General features: G+C 52.5%; 19 protein-coding genes and 1 other annotated feature. Of the genes, 17 read left to right on the forward strand and 2 right to left on the reverse strand.

The genetic code is table 11. The annotated features are described in order from the left end of the window. The first annotated feature begins 105 nt into the window (after positions 1-105). The 10 genes from ESZ91_RS08445 to ESZ91_RS08490 all read left to right on the forward strand — a co-directional run bounded on the left by ESZ91_RS08445 (position 106) and on the right by ESZ91_RS08490 (position 16,488). The gene (locus ESZ91_RS08445) at positions 106-1,500 is read left to right on the forward strand and encodes an MATE family efflux transporter (RefSeq protein WP_129226144.1); all 1,395 of its coding nucleotides are present in this window, start codon (positions 106-108) and stop codon (positions 1,498-1,500) included. A 143-nt stretch (positions 1,501-1,643) separates the two neighbouring features. Next, positions 1,644-8,177 carry a hypothetical protein gene (locus ESZ91_RS08450; protein ID WP_129226147.1) on the forward strand — a complete coding sequence of 2,178 codons (6,534 nt, stop codon included), beginning with the start codon at positions 1,644-1,646 and terminating at the stop codon, positions 8,175-8,177. Positions 8,178-8,267: 90 nt separating this feature from the next. Continuing rightward, positions 8,268-8,521 (forward strand) — a binding site (T-box leader). Positions 8,522-8,575: 54 nt separating this feature from the next. Next, positions 8,576-10,249 (forward strand): 2-isopropylmalate synthase, encoded by a 1,674-nt coding sequence (locus ESZ91_RS08455; RefSeq protein ID WP_129226150.1) that lies wholly within the window; start codon positions 8,576-8,578, stop codon positions 10,247-10,249. 110 nt (positions 10,250-10,359) lie between these two features. Further along, positions 10,360-11,763 carry a sodium-dependent transporter gene (locus ESZ91_RS08460; RefSeq protein WP_129226152.1) on the forward strand — a complete coding sequence of 468 codons (1,404 nt, stop codon included), beginning with the start codon at positions 10,360-10,362 and terminating at the stop codon, positions 11,761-11,763. A gap of 104 nt (positions 11,764-11,867) precedes the next feature. Further along, on the forward strand, positions 11,868-12,596 hold the full coding sequence (locus ESZ91_RS08465) for an ABC transporter ATP-binding protein (RefSeq protein WP_236082717.1): 729 nt from the start codon (positions 11,868-11,870) through the stop codon (positions 12,594-12,596). After that, a complete protein-coding gene (locus tag ESZ91_RS08470) occupies positions 12,590-13,348 on the forward strand; it encodes a hypothetical protein (protein WP_129226153.1) in 759 nt (252 codons plus the stop codon). Before ESZ91_RS08465 ends, ESZ91_RS08470 begins: the two co-directional genes overlap by 7 nt. A gap of 73 nt (positions 13,349-13,421) precedes the next feature. Further along, on the forward strand, positions 13,422-13,874 hold the full coding sequence (locus tag ESZ91_RS08475; protein WP_129226155.1) for an HNH endonuclease: 453 nt from the start codon (positions 13,422-13,424) through the stop codon (positions 13,872-13,874). Beyond that, positions 13,871-14,287: a (deoxy)nucleoside triphosphate pyrophosphohydrolase gene (locus tag ESZ91_RS08480; protein WP_129226157.1), complete on the forward strand. Its 417-nt coding sequence runs from the start codon at positions 13,871-13,873 to the stop codon at positions 14,285-14,287. Before ESZ91_RS08475 ends, ESZ91_RS08480 begins: the two co-directional genes overlap by 4 nt. Positions 14,288-14,362: 75 nt before the next feature. Then, entirely contained in the window at positions 14,363-15,703 is a 1,341-nt protein-coding gene (locus ESZ91_RS08485; RefSeq protein ID WP_129226159.1) for a helix-turn-helix domain-containing protein, read from the forward strand. Further along, positions 15,697-16,488 carry an amidohydrolase family protein gene (locus ESZ91_RS08490; protein ID WP_129226161.1) on the forward strand — a complete coding sequence of 264 codons (792 nt, stop codon included), beginning with the start codon at positions 15,697-15,699 and terminating at the stop codon, positions 16,486-16,488. Before ESZ91_RS08485 ends, ESZ91_RS08490 begins: the two co-directional genes overlap by 7 nt. A gap of 32 nt (positions 16,489-16,520) precedes the next feature. Here the strand turns inward: ESZ91_RS08490 and ESZ91_RS08495 are convergent, their stop codons facing one another. Next, on the reverse strand, positions 16,521-17,450 hold the full coding sequence (locus tag ESZ91_RS08495) for a helix-turn-helix transcriptional regulator (protein ID WP_129226164.1): 930 nt from the start codon (positions 17,448-17,450) through the stop codon (positions 16,521-16,523). A 107-nt stretch (positions 17,451-17,557) separates the two neighbouring features. On the opposite strand from ESZ91_RS08495, the gene ESZ91_RS08500 reads away from it, so the two are divergent. Continuing rightward, positions 17,558-17,887, forward strand: a complete 330-nt coding sequence (locus ESZ91_RS08500) for a hypothetical protein (protein WP_129226166.1) — start codon at positions 17,558-17,560, stop codon at positions 17,885-17,887. A 50-nt stretch (positions 17,888-17,937) separates the two neighbouring features. On the opposite strand, the gene ESZ91_RS08505 is transcribed toward ESZ91_RS08500, so the two are convergent. Next, on the reverse strand, positions 17,938-18,711 hold the full coding sequence (locus ESZ91_RS08505) for an AraC family transcriptional regulator (RefSeq protein WP_129226168.1): 774 nt from the start codon (positions 18,709-18,711) through the stop codon (positions 17,938-17,940). A 103-nt stretch (positions 18,712-18,814) separates the two neighbouring features. Between ESZ91_RS08505 and ESZ91_RS08510 the strand changes: the two genes are divergently transcribed. From ESZ91_RS08510 to ESZ91_RS08535, 6 genes are all read left to right on the forward strand, one after another. Then, the gene (locus tag ESZ91_RS08510; RefSeq protein ID WP_201270871.1) at positions 18,815-19,912 is read left to right on the forward strand and encodes a uroporphyrinogen decarboxylase family protein; all 1,098 of its coding nucleotides are present in this window, start codon (positions 18,815-18,817) and stop codon (positions 19,910-19,912) included. Positions 19,913-20,037: 125 nt separating this feature from the next. After that, positions 20,038-21,372 carry an NADP-specific glutamate dehydrogenase gene (gdhA, locus tag ESZ91_RS08515; protein ID WP_129226170.1) on the forward strand — a complete coding sequence of 445 codons (1,335 nt, stop codon included), beginning with the start codon at positions 20,038-20,040 and terminating at the stop codon, positions 21,370-21,372. A gap of 65 nt (positions 21,373-21,437) precedes the next feature. After that, positions 21,438-21,935 (forward strand): ECF transporter S component, encoded by a 498-nt coding sequence (locus ESZ91_RS08520; RefSeq protein WP_129226172.1) that lies wholly within the window; start codon positions 21,438-21,440, stop codon positions 21,933-21,935. Between the two features lie 147 nt (positions 21,936-22,082). Then, a complete protein-coding gene (locus ESZ91_RS08525) occupies positions 22,083-23,444 on the forward strand; it encodes a sensor domain-containing diguanylate cyclase (RefSeq protein ID WP_161971105.1) in 1,362 nt (453 codons plus the stop codon). A 129-nt stretch (positions 23,445-23,573) separates the two neighbouring features. Further along, a complete protein-coding gene (locus tag ESZ91_RS08530) occupies positions 23,574-24,212 on the forward strand; it encodes a TetR/AcrR family transcriptional regulator (protein ID WP_129226176.1) in 639 nt (212 codons plus the stop codon). Further along, positions 24,209-25,888, forward strand: coding sequence for an ABC transporter ATP-binding protein (locus ESZ91_RS08535; RefSeq protein ID WP_129226178.1), 1,680 nt, complete (start codon positions 24,209-24,211; stop codon positions 25,886-25,888). Before ESZ91_RS08530 ends, ESZ91_RS08535 begins: the two co-directional genes overlap by 4 nt. Positions 25,889-25,917: the final 29 nt, after the last annotated feature.

Below are 25,917 nucleotides of genomic sequence, written 5' to 3' on the forward strand. Positions count from 1 at the left end.
GGCGGGAAATCCCCGCCGTTTTTTTATGAAAAAAGTTGCCTCAAATCAATAGACATTTGCCCGCAATTGCTGTATCATTGTTGCGCGAAATAAGGAGCGCGCCATATGAAAGGCTATAAAGACCTGACGACGGGAAGTCCGTTTAAAAATATTTTGTTTTTTTGTATTCCCATTTTTATCGGGAATATTTTTCAGCAACTTTACAGCATGGTCGACACCATCATCGTGGGGCAGACCATCTCGCTCGACGCGCTCGCCGCGGTCGGCTGTACGGGTTCGGTCAATTTTCTCATACTCGGCTTCATATCGGGCGTATGCAGCGGATTCGGCGTTCTCATCGCGCAGTTTTACGGCGCGGGGGACGAAGAAAACGTCAGGCGTTCGGTCGGCACTTCCTATGTGCTCTGCATTGCCGTCACCGCCGTCGTCACTGCCGTTGCGGTCGCGACCGCCATGCCCCTTTTAAAACTGATGCGCACCGATTCCGCCATTATCGGCGACGCTTATGATTACATAATCGTCATTTTCTGGGGCATCGGCGCGACTACCTTATATAATATGGCGTCGTGTATGCTCCGCGCCATCGGGGACAGCCGCGCGCCGCTGTATTTTCTCATCTTCGCCTCCGTTCTCAATATCGGGCTGGATTATCTGTGCATTCTCGTATTTCGCATGGGCGTGGCGGGCGCGGGCGTCGCCACCGTCTTGTCCCAACTCGTATCGGGCGTATTATGCCTTTTGTACGCACTGAAAAAATATAAGATCCTGCGCACGCGGCGCCGCCATTTCTGGACGAACGCGCTCTTTGGCTGGAAACATTTGAAAGTGGGGCTTCCGATGGCGCTGCAATTCTCCATTACGGCCATCGGGGTCATGGTCGTGCAGTCGGTGCTCAACACCATGGGTACGGACACCGTCGCCGCCTATACCGCGGCCTCCAAAATAGACAGCATCGCGCAGCAGCCCTTCGTCGCTATCGGCGCGGCCATTGCCACCTACTGCGCGCAGAATTACGGCGCAAAGCAGTACGGGCGCATCAAAAAGGGCATGAATATCGGACTGCTGCTCACCGTTATTTTCAGCGCCGCGGGGTTTTTACTCATTCTGCTCTTGAAAAAACCGCTCATTCTCCTATTTGCGGGGGAGGATTACGAGAGGATCTACGACAATGCCGCCATGTACCTGTATATCAACGCGGGCACGTATCTGCTTCTGGGGCTTATCTTTCTCTATCGGAACGGGATCCAGGGCATGGGCTTTTCCGCCGTCACCATGCTTGCGGGCGGCGCGGAACTCGTCATGCGTATCGTCGCCGCGCTCATATTCGCGCGTTATTGGGGATATATCGGCGTGTGTTCCGCCAATCCCGCCGCATGGTTCGGGGCGGACGTCATTCTCGTCATCGTATACGCGGTGCTCGCCAAAAAATCCATTCCCACCGCCAAAACGCCAAAACGAAAACATCATTCTCCCTTCGAAGATCGTGAGATCGCCCGTTAACTCAGAAAGAAAGCAGTCGAATTTCGACTGCTTTTGTAATTTTTGTCATGAATTTTTGTGATATATTTGACAAATCGGCATAGAAATAATATAATAGAAAATGTAATAGTTAATCATGACATTTATTACGGAAAGTTAAGAGAATGAAACATTTATCGAAAAAAGTGCTGATCATAATCGTCGTCATCGCGATCATCGCCACGGCTACCGTGGTCTTTTTCGCTTGTCAGCCCAAACCGGCCGCCACGCCGCCGCCCAAAAACGGGCATACGGTCAGCATGGCGCCGCCCGAGGACGGAACTTCTCCCGAAGATTACGATGGGCTGGAAAATCTCGCTTATATGGCGGGCAGGCTTTCCGCGCGTACGTATTTTCACAGCGAGAATACGGGACTGGTGGACACCATCGCAAAACAGAACGTAGTGGGGACCAAGGATTATTATAACGGCATTCTCATCACGCAATCGGTGAGCACCAGCGCCTTTGCGAGCGTCGCGCAGCAGAAATTTTACGGCGACGGCAAAGTGGTCGTCCGCGGACCCAGATATGACAAGGGCAAGTGGAACGGAATACATACCGAGTGGTCGAACGATAAGCCCGTTTCCGTGCTCGACGAGGCGCAATATCTGGAAGCGTACGGGCTTTGGGCGGACGAGTTTTCCGATTACGTGCTCAATGCCGAAACCGTGAGCGACGTTTCCGACCTTGCCCGCGACGAGAACGGAAATTTCGTGCAGACTTTCACGCTCGATCCCTCGGGCTCGACCTATTATTATAAGCGTCAGATGCGCACTATGGGGAATCTCGGGGATTATCCCTCTTTCTCGTCGGTGCAGATCACGTTTACGTTCGACGACACATGGTCGGTTTTGCGTGCGGATATCGAGGAAGAATACAAAGTTTCCGTTTCGGTGCTCAACGTATCCTGCAAGGCGACTTCATCTATCGTGTACACATACGAAGAGAGCGCCGTGGACGTTTCCGCGTACGAATCGTATTTCAAAAACTATGCCGATGCTCCCGTTACGGGCGGCGGCGAAACGCCGCTTACCGTCGTAGATTATCTCCAACAGGGTTTTGCGGGGTATCTCGCCGAGCCTTCCACGTTCGATCTGAAGATCGCGGTCAACGGCGATACCGTTGCGGGGCGCGTGACGCTCGATCTCGCCAACGGTCTGGAGATCCGCGCGTCTTTGGGCGATCTTCTCCTCAATGTCGAAAGCGATTCGCTCTACGTACAATATAAAGAGTTGACGGGCAAATTGGCGCTTTCCGACCTGATTTCACTGGCGGGAGGCGGTTTTGCAGGCGTCGATCCCGATAAACTGATGGAACAACTCGCTTCGGGCAGCATTTCCAAGGATGGGGAAAACGTCACCATCGAATGCGCTCTTGATTTGGCGGGACTGCATCTGCCGTTGACCTTCCGTTTTCTCGAAACGGAAAGCGGCGTTTCGTTCGTCGACGTTTCGGCTGCCTTGCGGTTCGAGCCGATCGATATCGGAGCGTCCTTCGCGCCCGCTAAAGGCGCCGACGCCGTCGCAAAGATCGATGCCTCGAAAGCGGTCGATCTCAAACCTTACGTCGATAGTATTTTCGAGATCGTAAATTCCAAGAGTTTCACGCTCGCGCTCGGCTATGATAACGCCGACCTCGGACTTTCGGTTTCGGGCGAATTGTATATCGACGCCTTGCGTCCCGCGCTTCGCGGCGAGATTTTCATCGCCTATGCGGGATTGGATATTCCCGTACGATTTACGTTTATAGACGAAACCGTCTATCTGCAGGTCTTTGAAATCAAACTGAAAACTTCGCAGGAATATCTCGTTGAGGCGCTCGAAGCGGCGCTGCGCGCTGCGGACGTAACTTTACCCGATCTCGGCGCGCTGGATCTGAAAGCGGCGATTTCCGCCGTTATCACCGCGGATTACGACTCGATCATTCAAAAACTCCGACTGACAGACGAGAAACTTTCGCTCGTCGTCGATCTGGACGCGTTCATAGCGGATATGAACCTCGGCGAACTCTCTGCAAACTTCATGCCCGCGGAAAACGCGTTCGGTTTGTCCGTATACGGCGTAACGGCGAAAATGCAGGGCGTGGCTATCCGCGAAGTGGGCGCGCCCGCAGACGCGGAAAGTTTTATGGAACTGAGTCTGTTCGAAAATTTCGTGCAGCCTGTCCTGGAACTTGCGAACGCAAAGGATATCGCGTTCCGTTTCGCCGTGGAAACGACGGTGGAAAATATCGCGTTGACCGGCGAGATCGTCGGCGAAATCAAGTTCGAAAACGCTCTTGAAATATATCTTCAGATCACGCTCAACGGCAAGACCGTCGAAGTGTTGTACCGAAATAATAACGTGTATCTCGGGTTTGCGGGGCAAAAAGTAAAACTCGCGGAAAGCGAACTGACGGTGCTCGCCGAAAAACTGAGCGGATTGTTCCGAAACACGGAAGGTGAAAAAGATCTTCTCGCGTTCTTCTCCGCGGAAGGTCTGGATTTGCAGGCGCTGCTGGAAAGTATCCGTCTTACGGGAGTGGAAGAAAACGGCGCGGCTATCCTGAATCTGTTCGTGGACTTGGGAATCCTCAACGAAAATCTTTCCGACATCGGTGCGAAAATCACGACGGACGGACATAAACTGTTCGTTTCCGCGATCCAACCCGTAGATCTGTTCGGGATCTCGCTTGGCAAACTGGAAGCGTCGGTCTGCGCGGCGGAAAATGAATACGCCTACGATTTTGCAAATTCCGTAGATTTAAAACCGTATCTCGACAGCATTTATAAACTCGCGGAAGAGCAGAGTTTCGAGATCACTGCGGCGTATAAGAATAACGGCCTCGGGCTGTCCGTCAACGGCATGATCTACGCGAACGTAAAAAATGCAGCAGTGTCGGGCGAACTGACCGTAAGTTACGCGGGACTGACGATACCCGTAAACTTTACTTACATAAATAAAAATATTTATCTGCAAGTTTACAACGTAAAAATACAGACGACCGCGGAATACGCCGCATATGCCATCGAAAGCGCACTGAAATATTTCAACGTCAGTTTGCCGAGCGTTGGCGGCGTGGACGTGACGGAGATTCTGGGCGCGGTCATTACTGCGGACTATACAAAATTCATAAAACAGTTTACGATCTCCGACGAAAGTCTTTCGCTTACCGTTGACATGGACGCGCTCATAGCGGATATGAACCTCGGCGAACTCTCTGCAAACTTCATGCCCGCGGAAAACGCGTTCGGTTTGTCCGTGTACGGCGTAACGGCGAAAATGCAGGGCGTGGCTATCCGCGAAGTGGGCGCGCCCGCGGACGCGGAAAGTTTTATGGAACTGAGTCTGTTCGAAAATTTCGTGCAGCCTGTCCTGGAACTTGCGAACGCAAAGGATATCGCGTTCCGTTTCGCCGTGGAAACGACGGTGGAAAATATCGCGTTGACCGGCGAGATCCTCGGCGAAATCAAGTTCGAAAACGCTCTTGAAATATATCTTCAGATCACGCTCAACGGCAAGACCGTCGAAGTGTTGTACCGAAACAATAACGTGTATCTCGGGTTTGCGGGTCAAAAAGTAAAACTCGCGGAAAGCGAACTGACGGTGCTCGCCGAAAAACTGAGCGTATTGTTCCGAAACACGGAAGGTGAAAAAGATCTTCTCGCGTTCTTCTCCGCGGAAGGACTGGATTTGCAGGCGCTGCTGGAAAGTATCCGTCTTACGGGCGTGGAAGAAAACGGCGCGGCTATCCTGAATCTGTTCGTGGACTTGGGAATCCTCAACGAAAATCTTACCGACATCGGTGCGAAAATCACGACGGACGGACATAAACTGTTCGTTTCCGCGATCCAACCCGTAGATCTGTTCGGGATCTCGCTTGGCAAACTGGAAGCGTCGGTCTGCGCGGCGGAAAATGAATACGCCTACGATTTTGCAAATTCCGTAGATTTAAAACCGTATCTCGACAGCATTTATAAACTCGCGGAAGAGCAGAGTTTCGAGATCACTGCGGCGTATGAGAATAACGGCCTCGGGCTGTCCGTCAACGGCATGATCTACGCAAACGTGAAAAATGCAGCAGTGTCGGGCGAACTGACCGTAAGTTACGCGGGACTGACGATACCCGTAAACTTTACTTACATAAATAAAAATATTTATCTGCAAGTTTACAACGTAAAAATACAGACGACCGCGGAATACGCCGCATATGCCATCGAAAGCGCACTGAAATATTTCAACGTCAGTTTGCCGAGCGTTGGCGGCGTGGACGTGACGGAGATTCTGGGCGCGGTCATTACTGCGGACTATACAAAATTCATAAAACAGTTTACGATCTCCGACGAAAGTCTTTCGCTTACCGTTGACATGGACGCGCTCATAGCGGATATGAACCTCGGCGAACTCTCTGCAAACTTCATGCCCGCGGAAAACGCTTTCGGTTTGTCCGTATACGGCGTAACGGCGAAAATGCAGGGCGTGACCGCCCGCGAAGCGGGCGCGCCCGCGGACGCGGACGATTACGTTTCGCTTGAACTTTTTGAAAAGTTTATCGAGCCTGTCCAGAATCTTGTAAAGAGCGACGATATCGCGATTGCTCTGGAATTCGGCGCAAAAATTCACGACGTCGAAATGACGGTCGCGCTTTCGGTCGAGATCAAACATATCGGACAGGATATGCAGGCGTATCTGAAAGCGGAGATCTTTGTGGACGGATTTGCGGATGAAGTGATAGAGTTGACTTATCGCGACGACTACGTAACGCTGGTCTATGAAGGCAAGATGATGCGCGTGCCCGTATCGCAATTGCAACAGATCGCGCAAAAACTCGGCGGATTGTTTGCCTCGAAGGGTGAAACCGCAGATCAAGGTTTGCAGGCGGCGATCCTGTTATTCAGCGAAGACGGCATCGATTTGCAGGCGTTTCTGGAGAGCCTGTGCCTTTCGGGACGTACGGAAGAAGGGAAAACCATTCTCGGCTTGTTTGCGGATCTGAGACTTCTTGACGAGCGGCTTTCGGAAACACGAATAGAGATATCGACGGACGGACAGAAATTGTCCGCAGGCCTTGTCGGCGGCACGGTTGTTTTCGGCTTGCCCGTGAATATGCTCGAAGTATCGCTCTGGCCTGCCGCCGACGAATTCCCGTACGATTTTTCGGGCGCGGAAGAATGCGGCAACGTATTCGAATTTGCGCTCAACGCTTACGTTGCGCTCTTCGATACGAAATACCTCAACGTTTCGGCGCAATACGATTCCGAACTTTTGCAGGCGAACGTGAGCGGATTGTTCGAATTTGTGCCCGCGTCCGATACGGGAACAGAACTTTCTATCAATTTCGATCTTCGCGCCGAGATCCATACCTTCGCGTTGAACGATGCGGCGGAGAAAATCGATGCAGGCTCCCATTACCTCAATATGACGGCGGTGGGCGAAACGGCTTATGTTTCCTATTCGTTGAGTGGCTACAATGCCGATACCGCGCTGTACGTCAGTATTCCCGTAGAGCAGTTGTATAAGATCGGAAATATGCTTCTGCCCATCATGGGACTGGACGCGAACGCTCCGTATTACGATCTGATCGATCATCTCCTTTCCGCGGGCGAAACGCAGTTTACGACGGGTATTTTCAGTGCGATCCAGTTTGCGGATCTTCTAAAATTGCTTGACGGCATACCGCAGGCGCAGGGCGTATCGGCTGACGGCGTGGCGGCGCTGTCGGAAAATCTGTCGTTGTTTGCGTTCGGCGCAAACGAAAACGGCGATATTTCTTTCACGCTGAGCGGGCTGTCTGTCGGAAACGGCGAAACGCTTTCGCTTTCGATCACGGCGCAAAGAGCGGGTGAAATAGCGGTCGATACGAGCAAAACGTATATCGATATCTCTTCGGTTTCGCTGTTGTTCGAAGATCTGCTCAACGCCTATCAATATACCGATACGGGCTATGAACTCAAAGGTTCGCTCGGATTGAGCCTTTTGGGGATAGACCTCGACCTTACGGTGAACATCGAACTGAAAGTCGGCGTAGAGACGGACGGAACGCCGTATCTGAACGTAAATCTGAAAACGAACGGTTATAATAATATCTTGGTTCTCGCTATTTTCGGTACGCAGGTCGTAACAAACGGCGATACGGAAACGGACATTACGTTCAAAGACGGATCGATTTACATGACGCGCGTGCAGTCTACCTCCTGGCAGAAGAAAAATTGGATCTCATACGCTTTCTTACCGATCACGCCCGAATATCAGTACCGCAAAATGTCGCTGGAAGAATTTGCGGGCGACGCGATGGATCAGATCTTTTTCGCGATCAATCTGAGCGACGGCGCGAAAAGTTATATTTCCAAACAGATAAATTCCTCGGACGGCGGCTCGGGCACGACGAAGGACGCGGGCGAAATGGTGAAGGGCTATTCTTTCGCAAACGACGTGCATACGCTGAAACTCGACGTGGGCGCGATCGCGGGCGATTCCGCCTTGGGCGAACTGACGCTGAATATTACCCGCGCCCGTCTCGAAGGCAAAGATTATTACGATCTCGTCAAACTCGACGGCACGATGATACTCGTATCGGTCATCACGATGAAATTCGATCTGACGCATCAAAGTTGCGGCAATGCCGTGGATTTCACCGTGATCGACGAAAATATCTCGCGCGTAAACGCAAACGTCGCCTGACAAAAATAGAAATTTTTTAAAAATCTTCAACAAAACGGTTGCCAAATCGGGCGGGATATGCTATTATGTTATCAACATATAGTTTTATATGGAAACGCTGTGAAGCGGAACAGTATCTCAAAAACGGGTTGCAGAAAACCGTCGGATGATGCGAGACGGTCAATGGTTTTGGGAGAACTCCCCGCCGAGCGGTTTGCTCGAAAGGAAACGAGTAGAAGCAAAACGGTATCTCACCGTTACAAGAGAGGGATATGCGTCGGAAAAGACAAGTATTCTTTGTAAGAGCGCGCGAAGGAAATCGCGTGAAATGAAGTGGTACCGCGGAACCTGTTTTCGTCTTCAAAAAAGACGAAAACAGGTTTATTTTTTTATTCTGAACAAGAAAAGGAGTGATTATAATGAAAAATTATCAGAGATATACCAAAATGTTCTCCATGCCGCCCGTGCGCAGCATGGATTGGGCTGAAAAAACGTGCGTGGAGAAAGCGCCCGTCTGGTGCAGCGTGGATCTTCGCGACGGCAACCAGGCGCTCATCGAACCGATGAGCCTCGGTCAGAAAGTCGAATTTTTCAAACTCCTTTTAAAGATCGGCTTTAAGGAGATCGAAGTGGGCTTTCCCGCCGCGAGCGAAACGGAATACGAGTTTTTGCGCACCCTCATCGAAAACGATCTCATTCCCGACGACGTTACCGTGCAGGTTCTGACGCAGGCGCGCGAACACATCATCCGCAAGACGTTCGAGGCGATCAAAGGCGCGAAAAACGCGATCGTGCACGTGTATAATTCCACGTCGGTCGCCCAGCGCGAGCAGGTGTTTAAAAAGAGCCGCGAAGAAATTTTGAAGATCGCGGTGGACGGCGCGAAATTATTGAAAAAACTAGCGGACGAAGCGGGGGAAAACTACCGTTTCGAATACAGTCCCGAAAGTTTTACGGGCACAGAACCCGAATACGCGCTGGAAGTCTGCAACGCCGTTTTAGACGTATGGCAGCCGACGAAAGACCGCAAGGCGATCATCAACATACCCGCGACCGTGGAAAACGCCATGCCGCACGTGTTCGCCCAACAGGTGGAATATATCTCGAAAAATCTCAAATTCCGCGGGAACGTGGTGCTCAGCCTGCACCCGCACAATGACCGCGGATGCGGCGTCGCCGCATCGGAAATGGGGCTTTTGGCGGGCGCCGACCGCGTGGAAGGCACGCTGTTCGGCAACGGCGAACGCACGGGCAACGCCGATATCGTCACCGTCGCCATGAACCTCTTTTCGCAGGGCGTCGATCCCGAACTGGATTTTTCCTTTATGCCCGAGATCTGCGAAAAATACAGGGAATTCACGCAGATGGAAATATCACCCCGTCAGCCGTACGCGGGCGCGCTCGTGTTCGCGGCTTTTTCCGGCTCCCATCAGGACGCCATCGCCAAGGGCATGCAGTGGCGGCGCGACAAAAAATGCGAATTCTGGACAGTGCCGTATCTTCCCATCGATCCCGCGGACGTGGGCCGCGAATATCAGACGGACGTCATCCGTATCAACAGCCAGTCGGGAAAGGGCGGCGTGGGCTTTATATTACAGGAAAACTTCGGCGTGAACCTTCCTCCCAAATTCAAAGAGGCGATGGGCTACGCCGCCAAAGACGTATCGGATAAGACGCACAAAGAGTTGAAACCCGACGAGGTATACCGCGTATTTTTGGAGCGTTTCGTGGAAAACCGTCCCTTGTTCGACGTGAGCGAATGTCATTTTAAACAACTTGCGGGCGGTATCGAGGCGACGGTCACCGTCGCGGAACAGGGAAAAAAGAGCGTCGTGCAGGCGGTCGGAAACGGGCGGCTGGACGCGGTTTCCAACGCGCTTAAAAAACATTTCGGCGCAGCGTACACGCTCACGACCTACGAACAACATTCGCTGGGCGAGCAGTCGACTTCCAAAGCGCTCTCCTTCGTGGGCGTGGAAGGGGACGGAAAAACAGGCTGGGGCGCCGGCATCGACGAGGATATCATACAATCCTCCTTCGAGGCGCTGTGCGCCGCATTGAACAATCTGTTCGTTTCCCGCGGGAAAGATTGACAGAACGGGCAAATTTTAGTATAATGAACGCCAAGCGCCGCGTGTCGGTCTATGTCCGCGGCGTATAAATTCCACGCATAACGAGAAAATTAAAAAACAGAGAGGTTCGTATGAGCGAGAACGAAAACCAGGAACAAGCCGCAGTGCAGGAAGAAAAGGGCGCTGCGCACGAAAAGAAACATCACGGTTTTTCGAGCAAACTCGGCTTTGTGCTCGCGGCGGCGGGTTCCGCCGTGGGACTTGGAAATTTGTGGCGCTTTCCCTACCTTGCCGCAAGGCACGGCGGGATCTTTATCCTTTTCTACATTGCGTTTGCCGTCACGTTCGGATTCGCGCTGCTGATTCTGGAGATCGCGATCGGACGCAAGACGGGGAAAGACGTCGTGGGCGCGTTCGGCGAACTCAACAAAAAGACCAAATGGTTCGGCTTTTTCTCCCTGGTGGTGCCCGTCATCATCGTGCCGTACTATTGCGTGATCGGCGGCTGGGTTCTCAAATACCTCGTTTCCTATATGAACGGAATGGGTGCGACGGGCGCATTGACGGGCGACTTTTTCGCCACGTTTATTTCGGGCAGTTGGGAACCGCTTATTTATTTTCTCATCTTCGCGGCGATGGCTTTCGTCGTAGTCGTGTTAGGCGTGCAGAAAGGCATCGAAAAGGTCAGTAAGATCCTCATGCCCATTCTCGCAATCCTCGCCGTCGTTCTGGCGGTGTTTGTCCTCTGTCAGCCCAACGCCTGGAAAGGGTTAAGTTACATTTTCGTGCCCGATTTCGGCAAATTTTCGGGGGAGATGCTGCTGGACGCGCTCGGACAACTGTTCTATTCCATGTCGCTTGCCATGTGTATCATGATCACGTACGGCTCGTACATGAAAAAGGACGCGAATATCCAAAAGAGCGGACGGCAGATCAGCGTGTGCGATACGTCGTTCGCGATCGTGGCAAGTCTCATCATCATTCCCGCCATCTTCGCCTTTTCCGCCAATCCCGACGGAGATCTGGCAAGTTCGGGCCCCTCGCTCATGTTTGTGGTTTTGCCCAACGTATTCGGCGCTTTTTCCTCGTTCGGAAATCTCATAGGAATGCTCTTTTTCCTTTTGGTGCTGTTTGCCGCGCTCACGTCCGCCATATCGCTCTTCGAGGCGATCGTCGCGGTATTGTGCCGACATTTCAAACTCAAACGATTGGTTTCCTGTTTTATCGTTTTCGGCGTGATCGTGGTGCTGGGCACTTTGTCTTCGCTCGGGTTCGGCGTCTTGAACGGCATACAACTGAACGGTAAGACGATCTTAGATATGTTCGACTTTATCAGCAACAGCGTTTTGATGCCGCTCGTCGCCATCGGAACGTGCGTCATCGTCGGATATTTTACCAACGTGCGCCTCATTACCGAAGAGATCGGACTGAAAGAAAAGTCCGCGCGCGAAAAGTATTTTAAGATCATGATACGATTCGTCGCGCCCGTCTGCCTCATCGCCATTCTCGTTTCGGGTCTGATGTCTGCATTTTAATCATTTCCCCGCGGAAAATTTCCGCGGGGTTTTTTCACGGATACGTTGCAATCGGCGGCGGGGTGTGTTATACTGTATCCAAGCATTTTATTGGGAGGAGAGATTTGAAAAAAGAACAATTACAGATCCGTACCGACGGAAACATTCTCGAATGTTCCGCATTATGCAAGGCGTACGCATCTACGCTCGCGCTGGATAACGTGGATTTGAATATCGGAAGAGGGGGGATCGTGGGGCTTTTAGGCCCCAACGGCAGCGGCAAATCCACGCTCATCAAACTTGCGATGGGGATGCTGCAGCCTACGTCGGGCGAAGTGCGCATCGGCGGCTTAAAACCCTGTCCCGCGACCAAATCTGTCACTGCCTATCTTCCCGACACGAATTTTTTGTCGAACTGGATGCGCGTGGAGCAGGCGCTCGCCTATTCCATGGACTTTTTCGCCGACTTTAGGCGGGAAAAGGCGGAAGCCATGCTGGATAGGCTGGGAATCGGGCTGAAACAGCCTATCCGCACGCTTTCCAAGGGCAATAAGGAAAAGTTGGGGCTGATCCTCACCATGGCGCGGGAAGCGGAACTTTTCATTCTCGACGAGCCGATCGCGGGCGTCGATCCCGCCGCGCGCGATTTCATTCTCGAAACCGTGCTTGCCAATAAGCCCGCGCATGCGACCATCTTTTTGTGCACGCACCTGATCGCGGACGTGGAACCCATTTTGACGCACGCGATCTTTTTGAACCGCGGGCGCGTCGTGCTCGATGAGGACGCGGAGATCGTGCGCAGCGAAAAAGGGAAAAGTCTGGACGAAATATTCAGGGAGGTGTTCCGATGGTAAAAAAATTGATCAAACACGAATTGTATGCCTATTTCCGCTCGGTCTGGCCCGTGACCATCGTGGTACTGGGGTTGACCGTTCTTTCCTGGATCATGTCGTTTGCGCAAAATTCGCTCTTTTATTGGATGCTGTCGCTCATCATGCTCGTCGTTTTGATCTACGGCGTGATCGCCATGCTTTTAGGCCCCATTGCCAAACGGTTCCGAAAAACGATGTTTTCGGGCGAGGGTTATATGACTTTTTCCATTCCCGCCACGCCCGTACAATTAATCGTCGCGAAACTCGTTTCCGCTATGATTTTATGGATATATACGCTGCTGCTCTTCTTTGTTTTCTCTTTATTGTTTTCGCTCTCGCTCCGATCTTTCGATATTGAGAACTCGCTCAGTCAATGGTCGACGTTCTTCAACGAATTTTTCCATGATGTCGCGAAAGATCCGCTGCTCTTTGCTGAACAACTTGTCCTGGCGCTCGTCGCATCCGTAAGCGGTATCCTGTTTATTTTTACGGGGATCTGCGTGGGGCAACTTTCCAAATCGCGCAAGAGCATGGTGACCGTTTTATTTTATGTGGTTATATTTTTTATCGTTCTCTTTCTGCAACCGTTTTTGTCGGATCTGTACACGTGGCTGTATCAACTCAATCAATATGTAAGTACCTTGCTGTCGATCTTATTTTTCGCGGCGATAGCGGCCGTTTGTTTCCTTTCCACGAAATATATCGTCACGCACAAACTCAATCTGGTGGCATAAGAAAAAAGCCTTTCCCGCATGAGGAAAGGCTTTTTTGTTGTAAAATTTTTCGGAAAGGTTTATAATAAAAGATATGGAATACAAATTGAATTTCGAACTGGTGCCCGACAGTTGTTGGTACAGCAATCTGCGCTCCATTCTTACGCCCGCCCAATGGGACGTGGTGCGGAAAGACGCGTACGCGCGTGCGGAAGGGAGATGCATGATCTGCGGCTGTCCCGCCAAGCGCTTGGAAGCGCACGAGCGTTGGGAATACGACGAAAGCACGCAGACGCAGAAACTTGCCGACGTGGTGGCGGTTTGCCGCCGGTGCCACGAGGTGATCCATATCGGGCGCACGCAGTTGATGGGAAGAGAGCGCGAGGCGGAGGCATGGTTTCAAAAGGTGAACGGTTGTACATATGCGCAGTACCGCGCGGCGCTCGGCAAGGCCAACGAAGACCATCGCCGCCGCAACCTCGTGCCCGCATGGAAACTGGACGTGCGTTATCTCGAAAAATTCTGTAAGGGCGGGAAGGAATCATGAAAAAGCATATAGAGGTCGTCGGCGGGATCTTTATCCGAAAAGGGAAAGTGCTCGCTTCCATGCGCGGCGAAAGCAAATACGCGTACGTCGCGCACAAATACGAGTTCGTCGGCGGCAAGATCGAGGCGGGCGAAACGCCCGAACAGGCGCTTACGCGCGAACTTTGCGAGGAGATGGGCGCAAAAATAGAAGTGATTTCCCATTACATGACGGTGACGCACGAATATCCCGATTTTATCGTGACGCTGCAAACCTATCTTTGCCGCTTCCTTTCGGACTTTCAGGTTTTGGAACACGAACGTGCGGACTTTTTACGCGGGGACGAGTTGGATGAAAATAACTGGGCGCCCGCCGACGCGCCGATCGTGCGTAAATTGAAGTCGGAACTTGCCGATTCCAAGGATATGAGATAAATTCCGACTCTCTCGTGTTGTTTTTTCTCTCCGTAGGCGTTAGACTTTTAAGAAAACACGGAAAAGGAGAATTTTATGTCAAAATTGCCGATGGGAGAATTTTTGTCCGTTCTGCGAAAATCCAAGGGGTATACCCAACAGGAGGTCGCGGATATTCTGGGCGTTTCAAACAAGACGGTGAGCAGTTGGGAATGCGGCGGCTCGTGCCCCGATATCTCCATGCTGCCCGCCATCGCCGAATTATACGGCGTGACTTGCGACGAACTCTTGCGCGGGGAACGCATACACGCGGGCGAGCCCGAAAAGATTTCGTGGGAACGTCTGGAAAAATCTCTCGCCCTGCGGCTGGAACGGTGCCGCGGCACGGCGAACGCGGCGTCGTGGATCTGCGGCGGGCTTGCCGTCTTTGCAATGATTTTAACGCTCGTTCTCGCCGCCGTGGCGTATCAGAGCCTGTTGGGCTTTCTTCTCGGTACCGTCGTGCTCATCGCCTCCGCCGTATGTATCGTCGTCGTGTATAAGCGCCTGCTTTTTAACGTGTCGTCGGACGAAATAGAGGGCGATAAACTAAAAGATTTTCGGAAATACCTGTTCCGTACGGCGGCGCGCGTCCTTCTGATAGACGCGGCGGCTTTCGGATTTATCCTGCCCAATGCTTTTATCCCGCCGCATTTCGGATTCGAATTTCCCTATGCGCTCGGGTTCGGGCTCGTCGGCGCCGTGCTGTTCTTGCTGATCGGTTATCCCGTCTGCCTTGCGGCAGCGGGCAAAAATAAGTGCTTTGATGCGTCCGAGCACGGCTATGCCCGCTTCCGCGCCAAAAGTTTTACGCTCCTTTGCGGTATCGTCGTGCTCGCGGCGGCCGTCGGCGCCGTCGTGCTGCAACAGATGGATATGCGAAGGGAAGCGGCCGTCGTCCGTACGGAGATATTCGGTTCGGAAGAGGAATTCGTCGCCTTTGCCGAGGACGCGCCGCTGTTCAAAGCATACCCGTGGGAGATCGTTTCGGAAGAGATGCCCGCAACCGAAGAAGAAGTCGGAAAGTACGCGGTTAAGGTCTTATTCCGCGGCGACGTCGAAGAGGCGGACTTATACGGTTATTCGCATCGCAAAACGGAGGAGGGCATTGTCGTATCCCTCTTTAAATATCGCCTGCGTATCGATGAAAATTCCGACCGCGTCGTGGAATTTTTCGCTATGGCGCGGGAAATGCAAAAGGACGGATTCACGGTGGAGGCCATGGGGGATACCGTTCTGCTCACGCTCGGCGTCGAAAATCTGTCTGCCGACGACGTATTCGGCTGGACGCTGGCGGCTGTCGTCGCCGTCGTCGCCGCGCTTGCCGCGACCGCCGCGGCGATCTATATCAAACGCAATAAAAAATACAGGGAGAAACATAAAAACGATCTATGCTGATTGACTTTCATACGCATATCTATCCCGAAAAACTGGCGTCGCGCACGGTGGAAACGCTGGGCGCAAAGGCGCATATCCCGCACTATACCGACGGCACGCTCGGCTCTCTTACGGCGCTGATGGACAGGGAGGGCGTGGATCGGTTCGTTCTTTTGCACATCGCCACGTCGCCGAAAAACGAGGGCAACGTGAACGCGTTCGCGCGGCAGACGAACAGCGCCCGCCATCCCTCGTTCGGCTCGGTGCATCCCGATTCCGCCCGCTGGAAAGAGGAACTTCTCGCATTGAAAGAGGCTGGCGTCAAGGGCGTAAAATTCCATAACGAATATCAGAATTTTTTTGCGGACGACGAAAAGGCTTTTCCCGTTTACGCGGAATGCGGGCGGCTGGGGCTTGCCATGCTCTTCCACGGCGGCGCCGATCTGGCGTTTTCGCCGCCCGAAAAGTGTTCGCCCGCGCGCATGGCGCGCGCCGCAAAAGCGTTTCCCTCGGCAAATTTTATTTTCGCGCATCTGGGCGGAATGCGCTCGGCGAAGGAGAGCGTCGAATTTCTGGCGCCCCTTGCCAACGTATTTACGGACACCGCGTTTTCCTCGCAGTACGTTCCGCTATCGGCGGGGCGCGAAGTGATAGAAGCGTTCGGCGCGGAGCGCGTTCTGTTCGGAACCGACTGCCCGTGGGATACCCCCGCGCGTACGCTCGCTTATCTCAAAGCCATGCGGTTGCCCCCTTTATGGGAAGAAAAAATTTTTTACGGCAACGCGTTGCAAATATTGGAAGATTAAAAAGAACGGCTGTTATGCAGCCGTTCTTTTTTTTAGTTGCCTTCATATAAAGAAACAAGTTCCCGCGCGTATGATCGCACTTTTTCGATGAGCGAAGAAGGGGACTCGATGCGGATACCGCTGCCGAAGGAGGCGAGTTTGGAGATCAGCGCGGGGCTGTCGGGCAGAGTCACGTCCGCGACGAGGGCGCCGCCCTCGCGGCGGATATTGTCTGTGCCCAGCCATTCTTCTACGTCGGGCAGGGCGGCGTTTTCGATGCGCAGGCGCACGGGAATGAGTTCGTACGATTCGAAATTGAATTTCAAGGGGATCTTTTCCCGCTCGAAGGGGCGCTTTTCGAAGATCTCGCCCGTCCGCCGCGCCGCCTTAACGCGCCCGATCTTGAATAAGCGGAATTCTTCCCTGAGACGGCACCAGGCGTACACGTACCACACGTTCTGTTTATACACGAGAATGTGCGGCTCGATGACGCGCCTGCTCTCCTCGCCGCCGCGGTTGATGTAGGAAACGTCCAGGCAGAGATTTTTTTCCACCGCCTCTTCCAGTACTTTCAGTTTTTCCGAAAAATTGTAGGCGTCGCCCCAGGTGCCGCTGTCCACTAAAATATTTCCCGAAAGGGACAGGTTTCGGCTGTGGTCTTTCTGCTGCGCGCTCATTTTTTCCAGCGCGGCATGCAGGCTCTCGTCCCGCGTCTGCGCGTAAAAAACTTCCATCGCGCCAACCGCCGCGGCGTATTCCTCCTTGGATAAAAAATTTTCAGGCAATTTATATGTATCGGGAAGGAATATTCCGCCGTTGCGCCCCCGTATAATATTTATCGGGACACCCGATACGATAAGTTCTTCCACATAACGATAAATACTGCGCTGCGAAACGCCGTAAAGATCCGCCAATTCCGCCGCGCTCGCTTTCGTTCTGCGCAGCAATCGGAACAAAATGCCCAGCATCACTTCGAATTTCATGAGATTTCCGCCTTTTATTGAAAACTTTTTAGAATTATTTTAGAATATATGACAATATCTGTCAAGTATTATTTGTTATAATAGGCGCGTAAACAGGAGGACAAGTTATGAAAATTTTATCTTCGCTCGTAAAACGGATGAAAAGAGAGAAAAGCGCGTGCTATGTGCCCGCTCTGTCGTTTGGGGAACACAGAGTCACGCGGGGCGAAAGACACGCGGAAATCGCGCGTCTTGACGACGATTTTGCGCAAGCGTACCTTTCGCGCGTTCGGCGCGTGCTCGGTGCGGAAAGTGCTGTGCCCGCCCGCCGCGCGATGGTATTCGGATCGTTTGCGGGCTCGGGCGACGAGTTGGACGAAATGATCGAAAGCCTCAGCCTTCTTGCGGGGCTGAACGTGAGCGAACGCGCGTTTTATGCCCGTCCGCGCAGAAAATGATTACACATTCTCCGATATATTATTCTACTGCAAAACGCCGTGAAATTTTTTCACGGCGTTTTGTTGCGGTTTCGGAACTGCGCGGGCGTGAAACCCGTTTTCTGCTTGAATTGCTGGCTGAAAAAACAGGGGGAGGAATACCCGAGCGCCTGCGAGATCTCTTCCGCGCTCATATCGGTAAAGCACAGAAATTTCTGCGCCTCTTTGATCTTTTGCCGGATCGCGTATTCTTTCGGCGTCACGCCCGCCGCCTCTTTCACAAGCCGATTGATGGTGTTTTTGTGATAGTGGAAGTTTTCGGAAAGTTCCGCGTACGTCACCTTTTTCGCCGCGTTCTGCGAAAGATACCGCATGATTTCGCGGGCGGGGCGTTTTGGGGGCGCCGCGCTTCGCGTCTGCGCGCGGAACAGTTCCAGCAAAAGCGCGCTTAAAAGGTGCGAACAGATCTCGCCCGCGCCCGTCTTGTCGTACAGGTATTCGTCGATCATTTTTAAAATGCAACTCGCCGCGAACGGATCGTCGTTCAGGTTCGCCCGCCGCGGCATATTCTCGTTCAGAAAGTGCACGTCGGAAACGGTAAATTCCAGCCCCGAGAGAATAAACGGCTCGTATTCGTCCGCAAAAATGACGTTTTCCTCGAACGGCGGGCAATAAAAAAGATCGCCCCGTTCGCATTCGTAGCGGCGGCCGTTCACTTTATACGCGCCCCTGCCGCCGTGCACGTACAAAAGATAGGGGTAATCGAACACGCGCGGCGGCGTGGAAAATCCCTTTTCGCAGGGGAAATGATTGATCACTCTGAATTGTGCGGTAAATGATTCCATAATTGTGCGAAACTATAATTTTTAGGTTGTTTAGTGCATTGTTTACAGTTCGATTTTATTATATAATAAAGAGAGATAAAAGTAAAGCGAGAGAGGATCGTTTATGGAAATTCTGAAAGCACCCGAGCGCATGAGCGCGAAAGAGCGCGTGCGCCGCACGTTCGAATACGAAAAGACCGACCGCGTGACCATCGGTTACGACACTAACCCCGTCATTCACCGCAACCTTTGCCGCGCGCTGGGCGTGCGGGAGGACGACTACGAAACGCTGCTGCAAAAACTGGGCGTCGATTACCGCGGCATTGCCGCGCCCTATATCGGAAAGCCGCTGTACCGCGCGCCCGAGAACAGGCGGGTAGACCCGCTCGAAGGGTGCGTGATGCGCTGGGTGGAACACGAAACGGGCGGATATTGGGATTTCTGCGATTTTCCCTTGAAAGACGCGACGGACGAAATGTTCGACGATTTCCCCGTTCCCGACCCCGACGATTTCGATTACGACGCGGCGCTCGCGCAGTGCAAGGCGTACGGAAAAGATATGGGGTTGTACGTCGGCAGCGCCGGCGTGCCCGACGTTCTCAACTCCAACGGCCGCATCATGGGCGTGGAGGACGTATTGTGCCACGTCATGCTGGACGACGAGGCAGCCATGCGCTTTATCCGCCGCAGGGCGGCGTTTCAGTTGGGCATGATGGAACGGCTCGTGGAAAAATGCAAAGATCATCTCGATTTCATCTGGCTGGGAGAGGATCTCGGCACACAGATCGCGCCCATGATCAGCCTGGAACTATACCGCGCGCAGATCAAACCCATTCACAAAACTTTCGTCGACCTTGCAAAGCATTACCGTCTTCCCGCTATCGTGCATACCTGCGGCAGCAGCAGTTGGGCTTACGAAGATTTCATCGAAATGGGCGTGCGCGGCGTGGATACCTTGCAGCCCGAGGCTGTGAACATGAGCCCCGCGTATCTTGCAAAGACTTTCGGCGGCAGGCTGAATTTCCGCGGTTGTATTTCCACGGCGGGTCCGCTCGCCTACGGCACCGCCGCGCAGACCGAGCAGGTATGCAAAGACACGCTGGAAATCATGATGCAAGTGCGCGGCTATCACTTCGCGCCCACGCATCAGATCCAGGATAATACGCCCGTGGAAAACGTGGTCGCCATGTACAACGCGGCGCATAAGTACGGACGTTATTGAAGTCGTTAACGCAAAGTTATAAGAGATATAATAATTTCGAATAGATATTGTGCGCGGCAACGATTGCTTTCGTGCGCGGAAAATGCTAAAATAATCCTGAACTAAACAAAGGAGTTTATTTAGCCATGTCTTATGTAGAGAGCGTTTTGACGCGTTTGAAAGAGCAGAATCCCAACGAGCCTGAGTTCCACCAGGCGGCGACCGAGGTGTTGAACAGTTTGCAATGCGCCATCGACGCCAATCCCGCCTATGAAAAAGCGGGGCTTCTGGAACGCCTTGTCGAGCCCGAACGCACCATTCTTTTCCGCGTGCCTTGGGTGGACGATCAGGGCAACGTGCACGTGAACAAGGGCTACCGCGTCCAGTTTAACAGCGCGATCGGTCCTTATAAGGGAGGCCTACGTTTTCATCCTTCCGTCAATCTTTCCATCATCAAATTTCTCGGTTTCGAACAGATCTTCAAAAACAGCCTGACGGGGCTGCCCATCGGCGGCGGCAAGGGCGGCAGCAACTTCGATCCCAAGGGCAAGAGCGACAACGAGATCATGCGTTTCTGCCAGAGTTTTATGACCGAACTCTATCGCCACATCGGCGCGGATACCGACGTTCCCGCCGGCGACATCGGCGTGGGCGCGCGTGAGATCGGGTTTTTGTTCGGACAGTATAAACGTATCCGCGACGAACACGTGGGCGTTCTCACCGGCCGCGGGCTCTCCTACGGCGGCAGCCTTGCGAGAAAAGAGGCGACGGGCTACGGTCTCGTCTATATCACCGAAGAGGCGTTGAAGAGCAGGGGCGACAGCCTCAAAGGTAAGACTTGCGTCATCTCCGGTTCGGGCAACGTCGCGATCTATGCCTGCGAAAAGGCGATGGAGTTGGGCGCGAAAGTGGTCGCGATGTGCGATTCCAACGGCTATATTTACGATCGGAACGGCATTCGGCTCGACGTCGTGAAACAGATCAAGGAAGTGGAGCGCGGACGCATCAAAGAATACGCCGACCGCGTGAAAGGCTCCGAATATCACGAGGGTTGCAAGGGCATCTGGACGATCCCCTGCAACGTGGCTCTGCCCTGCGCGACGCAGAACGAACTGGACGAAGAATCGGCAAAGATCCTCGTCAAAAACGGCGTGACGCTGGTGGGCGAGGGCGCGAATATGCCCACGACTTTGCAGGCGACGCATATTTTGCAGGAGGCGGGCGTCGTGTTCCTGCCCGGAAAGGCGGCGAACGCGGGCGGCGTTGCGACTTCCGCGCTGGAAATGGCGCAGTCGAGCGGCAGGCTCTTCTGGTCTTTCGAGGAAGTGGATGCGAAACTCCGCACCATTATGGTAAATATCTTCAAAAATATCGACGCTGCGGCGAAGAAATACGGCTTTGAGGGCAATTACGTTGTCGGCGCGAATATCGCGGGCTTCGAAAAGGTTGCCGAGGCGATGATGGCGCACGGCGTGGTGTAAATCCAAAGGAAAAAGCTCCGTACGGTTCCCGTGCGGGGCTTTCTGTATTATAAGGAGAATTTGTTATGCGAACGAAATCGCTGGCGGTCGCCGCCCTGTTCATGGCGCTCGTCATGGTCACGACGGCATTCGTCAAGATCCCGCTGCCGCTCACGGGATATATCCATCTGGGCGACACGTTTATCTTTCTTGCCTGTTTTTTCTTAAAAAAACCGTATGCGATCGCCGCGTCTGCAATGGGCAGCGCGCTGGCCGACGTCATCGCCTTTCCCGTATACGCGCCCGCCACGCTGATCATCAAGGCGGTCATGGCGCTCATTTTCTGTTTGATCGCGGGAGAAGAGCCTACATTTTGGCGCTGCGTACTCGGCGCGGTCGCCGCGTCGGTATGGATGCTCGCAGGCTATTACGTGTTCAACTCCGTATTTCTTGTGGGGTGGAGCGCGGCGCTTTTAAACCTCGCGCTGGACAGCATCCAGCCGCTGTGCTGCTCAATTTTAGGCATTCTCGCCATCCAGACCTGCCGCAGAGTACCTTTTTTGATGTCTAAACGAATCCGTTGAAAAATTTTCTCCCGACAGCCTGTAAAGATTATGCGCGTATGGAAACGTACGCGCGCTTTTATTTTACCAAAAAGAAAGCGGCAAAAGCCCTTGCTTTTAACATAAAATTAGTGTAAAATGATAGTATCAATCGGGAGAATAACATACATGAAACGCGAAAAACTCAATACTTTTATCATCGACCATCTCTCCATGGTTTGTTATATCTCCGATATGGAAACATACGAAATGCTGTTTCTGTCCGATCCCGGATTGCGTATGTTCGGCTTGCAGTCGGAAAAGGACTATCTCGGCCGCAAATGTTATGAGATATTGCAGGGAAGAAACTCGCCTTGTCCTTACTGCACGAACGCGAAACTCGTGCGAGGGGAAAAATATTGCTGGGAACATTTCAACGAAACGCTTAAACGCAGCGCCTCGATCGAGGACAGCATCATAGAGATCGACGGAAGGGAGTATCGGCTGGAAGTCGTGCACGACTTTTTTCTGCAAAAAGACGAGATCATGCGTCTGTCGAAAAAACTGACGAGCGAACAGGCGCTGTTGGAATGCGTCAGCGCTCTGTCTGAGGGGACGGAAATTTCCCAGGCGGTCAATCGATTTCTGGAAGTCGTGGGGCGTTTTTACCAGGCTGCGCGCTCCTATATCTTCGAATTCGATACGGATAAAAAGGTGGCTGACAACACCTTCGAATGGTGCTCGGAAGGCGTCACTTCGCAAATCGATAATCTGAAGGGGCTTTCGCTCGATCTGCTTTCCGACTGGATCGATAAATTCGAAAAGACGGGAGAGTTTTTCATATCTTCGCTATATGACGAAATGGATCCGAAAGGCGAAGATTTCCGCATTCTGGAAGCGCAGAATATCCGCAGTTTGATGGCGGTACCTTTTTTCAAAGAAGGAAAAGTGACGGGGTTTTTCGGGGTGGACGATCCGTCTTCCAATCTCGAAAACCGCACGCTCATGCACTCGGCGTCGAAATTTATCTGGCAGGAAATGGAAAAGCGCCGCCTTATCGAGCAACTCGCTTACGCCAGTTATACGGATATGCTCACGGGGCTTAAAAATCGGAACTGTTTCAAGGATACGGTCATGCGCCTGCGCAAAGAAAAATTTGCCAATATGGGCGTCGTCTATCTCGATCTCGATAATTTAAAAGAGACCAACGATACGCTGGGGCACGATCTGGGAGATAAATATCTCATCGAAACCGCGAAAGTTTTGACCGACGTCTTTCCGAATATTGATATTTTCCGCACGGGCGGCGACGAATTCGTACTGTTCCTGCCCGATTTGGGCAAAGAAAAGACGGAAGGAAAAATGCGGCAGTTGAGCGAACATATTCAAACGCAGAATCTTCCTTGTTCCGTCGGCTCTTGTTACGACGACAAGGGCGTTCGGCTCGAAACGCTGATGGTGCGCGCGGAAAAGGAAATGTATCGGCAAAAAGAGGAGCACCACTCTAAAAACGGATTTTTCTGCCGCTACGGCTCGGGTATCAAAGAATAATACATAAAAAGGATTTGCGAAACGCATATCCTTTTTTTTCTTGCAAAACGTTTGACATTTCCTTGGAAAGCACATATAATGTTTATAGACCGACGGTCGGTCTATAACAATTGAAAGGGAGCCACATCTATGAGGATTGTCAAAGAAGCGGACGAACGGCGCGAAGAGATCGTAAACGAAGCCGTGCGGTTATTCGCGGAAAAGGGATTTCGGAACACGTCGGTCAACGATATTTTAGCGGCCGTGAATATCGCAAAGGGGACTTTTTACTATTATTTCAAATCAAAGGAAGAACTTTTGGACGAGGCGATCGAAATGTACACCCGCGACCTTACGGCGAAACTGAACGGAATCGGGCGTGAAAGCGATCTGAACGCGGTCGAAAAGTTTATCAAAGTCATCGTCGAGGCGAGTTGTTCCGACAGTTTGTTCAAACAGCGCATCGTCGCGGCGATCCATCAGGAGGGCAACGAACTTTTGCATCTCAAAAGTCTTGTCGTGTCCGTACTATGTCTGGTGCCCGTTCTGACGGATATCGTAGAGGAGGGCAACGAACAGGGGCTGTGCCGCGTGCAGTTTCCGAAAACGACTGTGGAAACGCTGCTCATCGCCGCGCAGTTTATGTTTAACGACAGATTTTTTACGGAGGAAGAGTCGTCTTCCGTTCTTCGTCTGCAAGAATTTTTGACCGTCGTCGAAAATATGCTTAATATGGAAAAGGGCGCTCTGGCTCCTTTGGCGGTCGCGCTTGCGGAGGCGGTCGAATGAAACGGTACATCGTTTACAGTAAAATCAAGTTTATCGCGCTCGTCCTGTTCAAAGCGCTGTACGCCGCCGCGTTCGTAGGTTTCGCGCTCATTTTGCAATGGCTGGTCAACACGATCACTGCCGACGGGGCGACGGCCGATCAGTTATTCTTTTGCGTGGGCATAGCGATCGGGTACGTCGCGGTATTCACCGCGATCCTGCTTTTAAAAGATAAAGCGAGCACGGCATATATCAACAAGGCGGTCATGCTGCTTCGCAATGATCTGACGCACAGCCTTCTGCACGAACGCTACGAAGATTTCGCCTCGAACGACACGGCGAAATACCTTTCCCATCTCACAAACGATATCAAAACCGTTGCCGTAAGCGGTTTTAATTCCGTGATCACACTTCCCGAAGAAATATTTACATTTGTTTTCGCGGTTGCCGCGGCGTTTTTCATCAATTACGTGGTCGCTTTGACCATGCTCGGGCTCACGCTGCTCATCTTCATCGTGCCCGTCGTTTTCAATAAGCCGCTCAACCGCGCGAACGTGCGGTTGTCCGACGCCGTCAAGCAATATACCGCCGCGCTCAAACAGACCTTTCTCGGGATCGACGTCGTGAAAAATTTCGGCAGCGAAGAGCGGACGGAGCGCGAGATCGCGCGTATCAACGAAACGCTTTGCAAAAAGAACACGGTGCTCGACAAACTGAATTTGTATGCGGGGGACGTCGGAATTTTTATCGTGGTGCTCCTGCAACTGGGCAGTATCGCGATCGCGGGCTATATGATGCTGCAATCGGTCATTCTCATCGGCGCCGTCATCGCGGTGGTGCAACTCAGCGGCAATATGTATTCGCCGCTCATGCAGATCGCGGGCAAAGCCGCGCTCATTTCGGGGATAAGGGAACTCGATGAAACTTTGCTCGCGATGGCGCAGCCGCCCGAAGCGCAGGGTGAAAAACTTTTCGGTTTCGAGAGAGGGATCAGAGTCGAAAACGTCGGTTTCAGCTATCCCGATCATGAAGATCTCACTTTAAAAAACGTGAGCGCCGCATTCGAAAAGGGAAAAAAATATCTTATTGTCGGAAAGTCGGGGAGCGGAAAGTCCACGCTGTTGAAACTGATCGGCAAGACTTTCAACGGATACGTCGGGAAAATCGAGATAGACGGCGTCGATTACAAAAATATTTCCGAGCGCGAACTCTACAAAAACATCGCGTTTGCCCAGCAGAAAAGTTATCTGTTCGATCTTACGGTGCGTGAAAATATCGATTTCAACGGGACGGGCGACGCGCAACTTTTGGAACACGCCGTCGAAATTGCGGAACTCCGCGATTTCGTGCTCGCGCAGAAAAACGGTTTGGACGAACAGATCAGCGAGGAGATCAACCAGATTTCGGGCGGGGAAAAGCAGCGCGTCGGGCTTGCCCGCGCGATTTACAAGGACACGGATATTCTGTTGCTAGACGAAGTGACTTCGTCGCTCGATAAGGAAACCGCCTACCGCGTCGAAAAAAATATTTTGGCGCTGCGGGATAAGACCGTTCTCAACGTATCGCATAAACTGCACGCAGACCTATTGGAAAAATACGATTATATCTGCGTCATGGACGGGGGCAAAATCGTCGATTTCGCCCCGCCCGCGGCGTTATTGAAAAATAACGCGCTCTCGCAATATATGGACGCATGAAAAAGGCGCGGAAGGGATCCCTTCCGCGC

The sequence above is a fragment of the Candidatus Borkfalkia ceftriaxoniphila genome, assembly GCF_004134775.1.
Lineage (GTDB): Bacteria > Bacillota > Clostridia > Christensenellales > Borkfalkiaceae > Borkfalkia > Borkfalkia ceftriaxoniphila.

What these genes read in the sequence shown, in the direction of transcription:
- ESZ91_RS08445 (WP_129226144.1), top strand. Translation starts at nt 106, where the DNA reads ATGAAAGGCTATAAAGACCTGACGACGGGAAGTCCGTTTAAAAATATT.
- ESZ91_RS08450 (WP_129226147.1), top strand. Translation starts at nt 1,644, where the DNA reads ATGAAACATTTATCGAAAAAAGTGCTGATCATAATCGTCGTCATCGCG.
- ESZ91_RS08455 (WP_129226150.1), top strand. Translation starts at nt 8,576, where the DNA reads ATGAAAAATTATCAGAGATATACCAAAATGTTCTCCATGCCGCCCGTG.
- ESZ91_RS08460 (WP_129226152.1), top strand. Translation starts at nt 10,360, where the DNA reads ATGAGCGAGAACGAAAACCAGGAACAAGCCGCAGTGCAGGAAGAAAAG.
- ESZ91_RS08470 (WP_129226153.1), top strand. Translation starts at nt 12,590, where the DNA reads ATGGTAAAAAAATTGATCAAACACGAATTGTATGCCTATTTCCGCTCG.
- ESZ91_RS08475 (WP_129226155.1), top strand. Translation starts at nt 13,422, where the DNA reads ATGGAATACAAATTGAATTTCGAACTGGTGCCCGACAGTTGTTGGTAC.
- ESZ91_RS08480 (WP_129226157.1), top strand. Translation starts at nt 13,871, where the DNA reads ATGAAAAAGCATATAGAGGTCGTCGGCGGGATCTTTATCCGAAAAGGG.
- ESZ91_RS08485 (WP_129226159.1), top strand. Translation starts at nt 14,363, where the DNA reads ATGTCAAAATTGCCGATGGGAGAATTTTTGTCCGTTCTGCGAAAATCC.
- ESZ91_RS08490 (WP_129226161.1), top strand. Translation starts at nt 15,697, where the DNA reads ATGCTGATTGACTTTCATACGCATATCTATCCCGAAAAACTGGCGTCG.
- ESZ91_RS08495 (WP_129226164.1), bottom strand. Translation starts at nt 17,450, where the DNA reads ATGAAATTCGAAGTGATGCTGGGCATTTTGTTCCGATTGCTGCGCAGA.
- ESZ91_RS08500 (WP_129226166.1), top strand. Translation starts at nt 17,558, where the DNA reads ATGAAAATTTTATCTTCGCTCGTAAAACGGATGAAAAGAGAGAAAAGC.
- ESZ91_RS08505 (WP_129226168.1), bottom strand. Translation starts at nt 18,711, where the DNA reads ATGGAATCATTTACCGCACAATTCAGAGTGATCAATCATTTCCCCTGC.
- ESZ91_RS08510 (WP_201270871.1), top strand. Translation starts at nt 18,815, where the DNA reads ATGGAAATTCTGAAAGCACCCGAGCGCATGAGCGCGAAAGAGCGCGTG.
- gdhA (WP_129226170.1), top strand. Translation starts at nt 20,038, where the DNA reads ATGTCTTATGTAGAGAGCGTTTTGACGCGTTTGAAAGAGCAGAATCCC.
- ESZ91_RS08520 (WP_129226172.1), top strand. Translation starts at nt 21,438, where the DNA reads ATGCGAACGAAATCGCTGGCGGTCGCCGCCCTGTTCATGGCGCTCGTC.
- ESZ91_RS08525 (WP_161971105.1), top strand. Translation starts at nt 22,083, where the DNA reads ATGAAACGCGAAAAACTCAATACTTTTATCATCGACCATCTCTCCATG.
- ESZ91_RS08530 (WP_129226176.1), top strand. Translation starts at nt 23,574, where the DNA reads ATGAGGATTGTCAAAGAAGCGGACGAACGGCGCGAAGAGATCGTAAAC.
- ESZ91_RS08535 (WP_129226178.1), top strand. Translation starts at nt 24,209, where the DNA reads ATGAAACGGTACATCGTTTACAGTAAAATCAAGTTTATCGCGCTCGTC.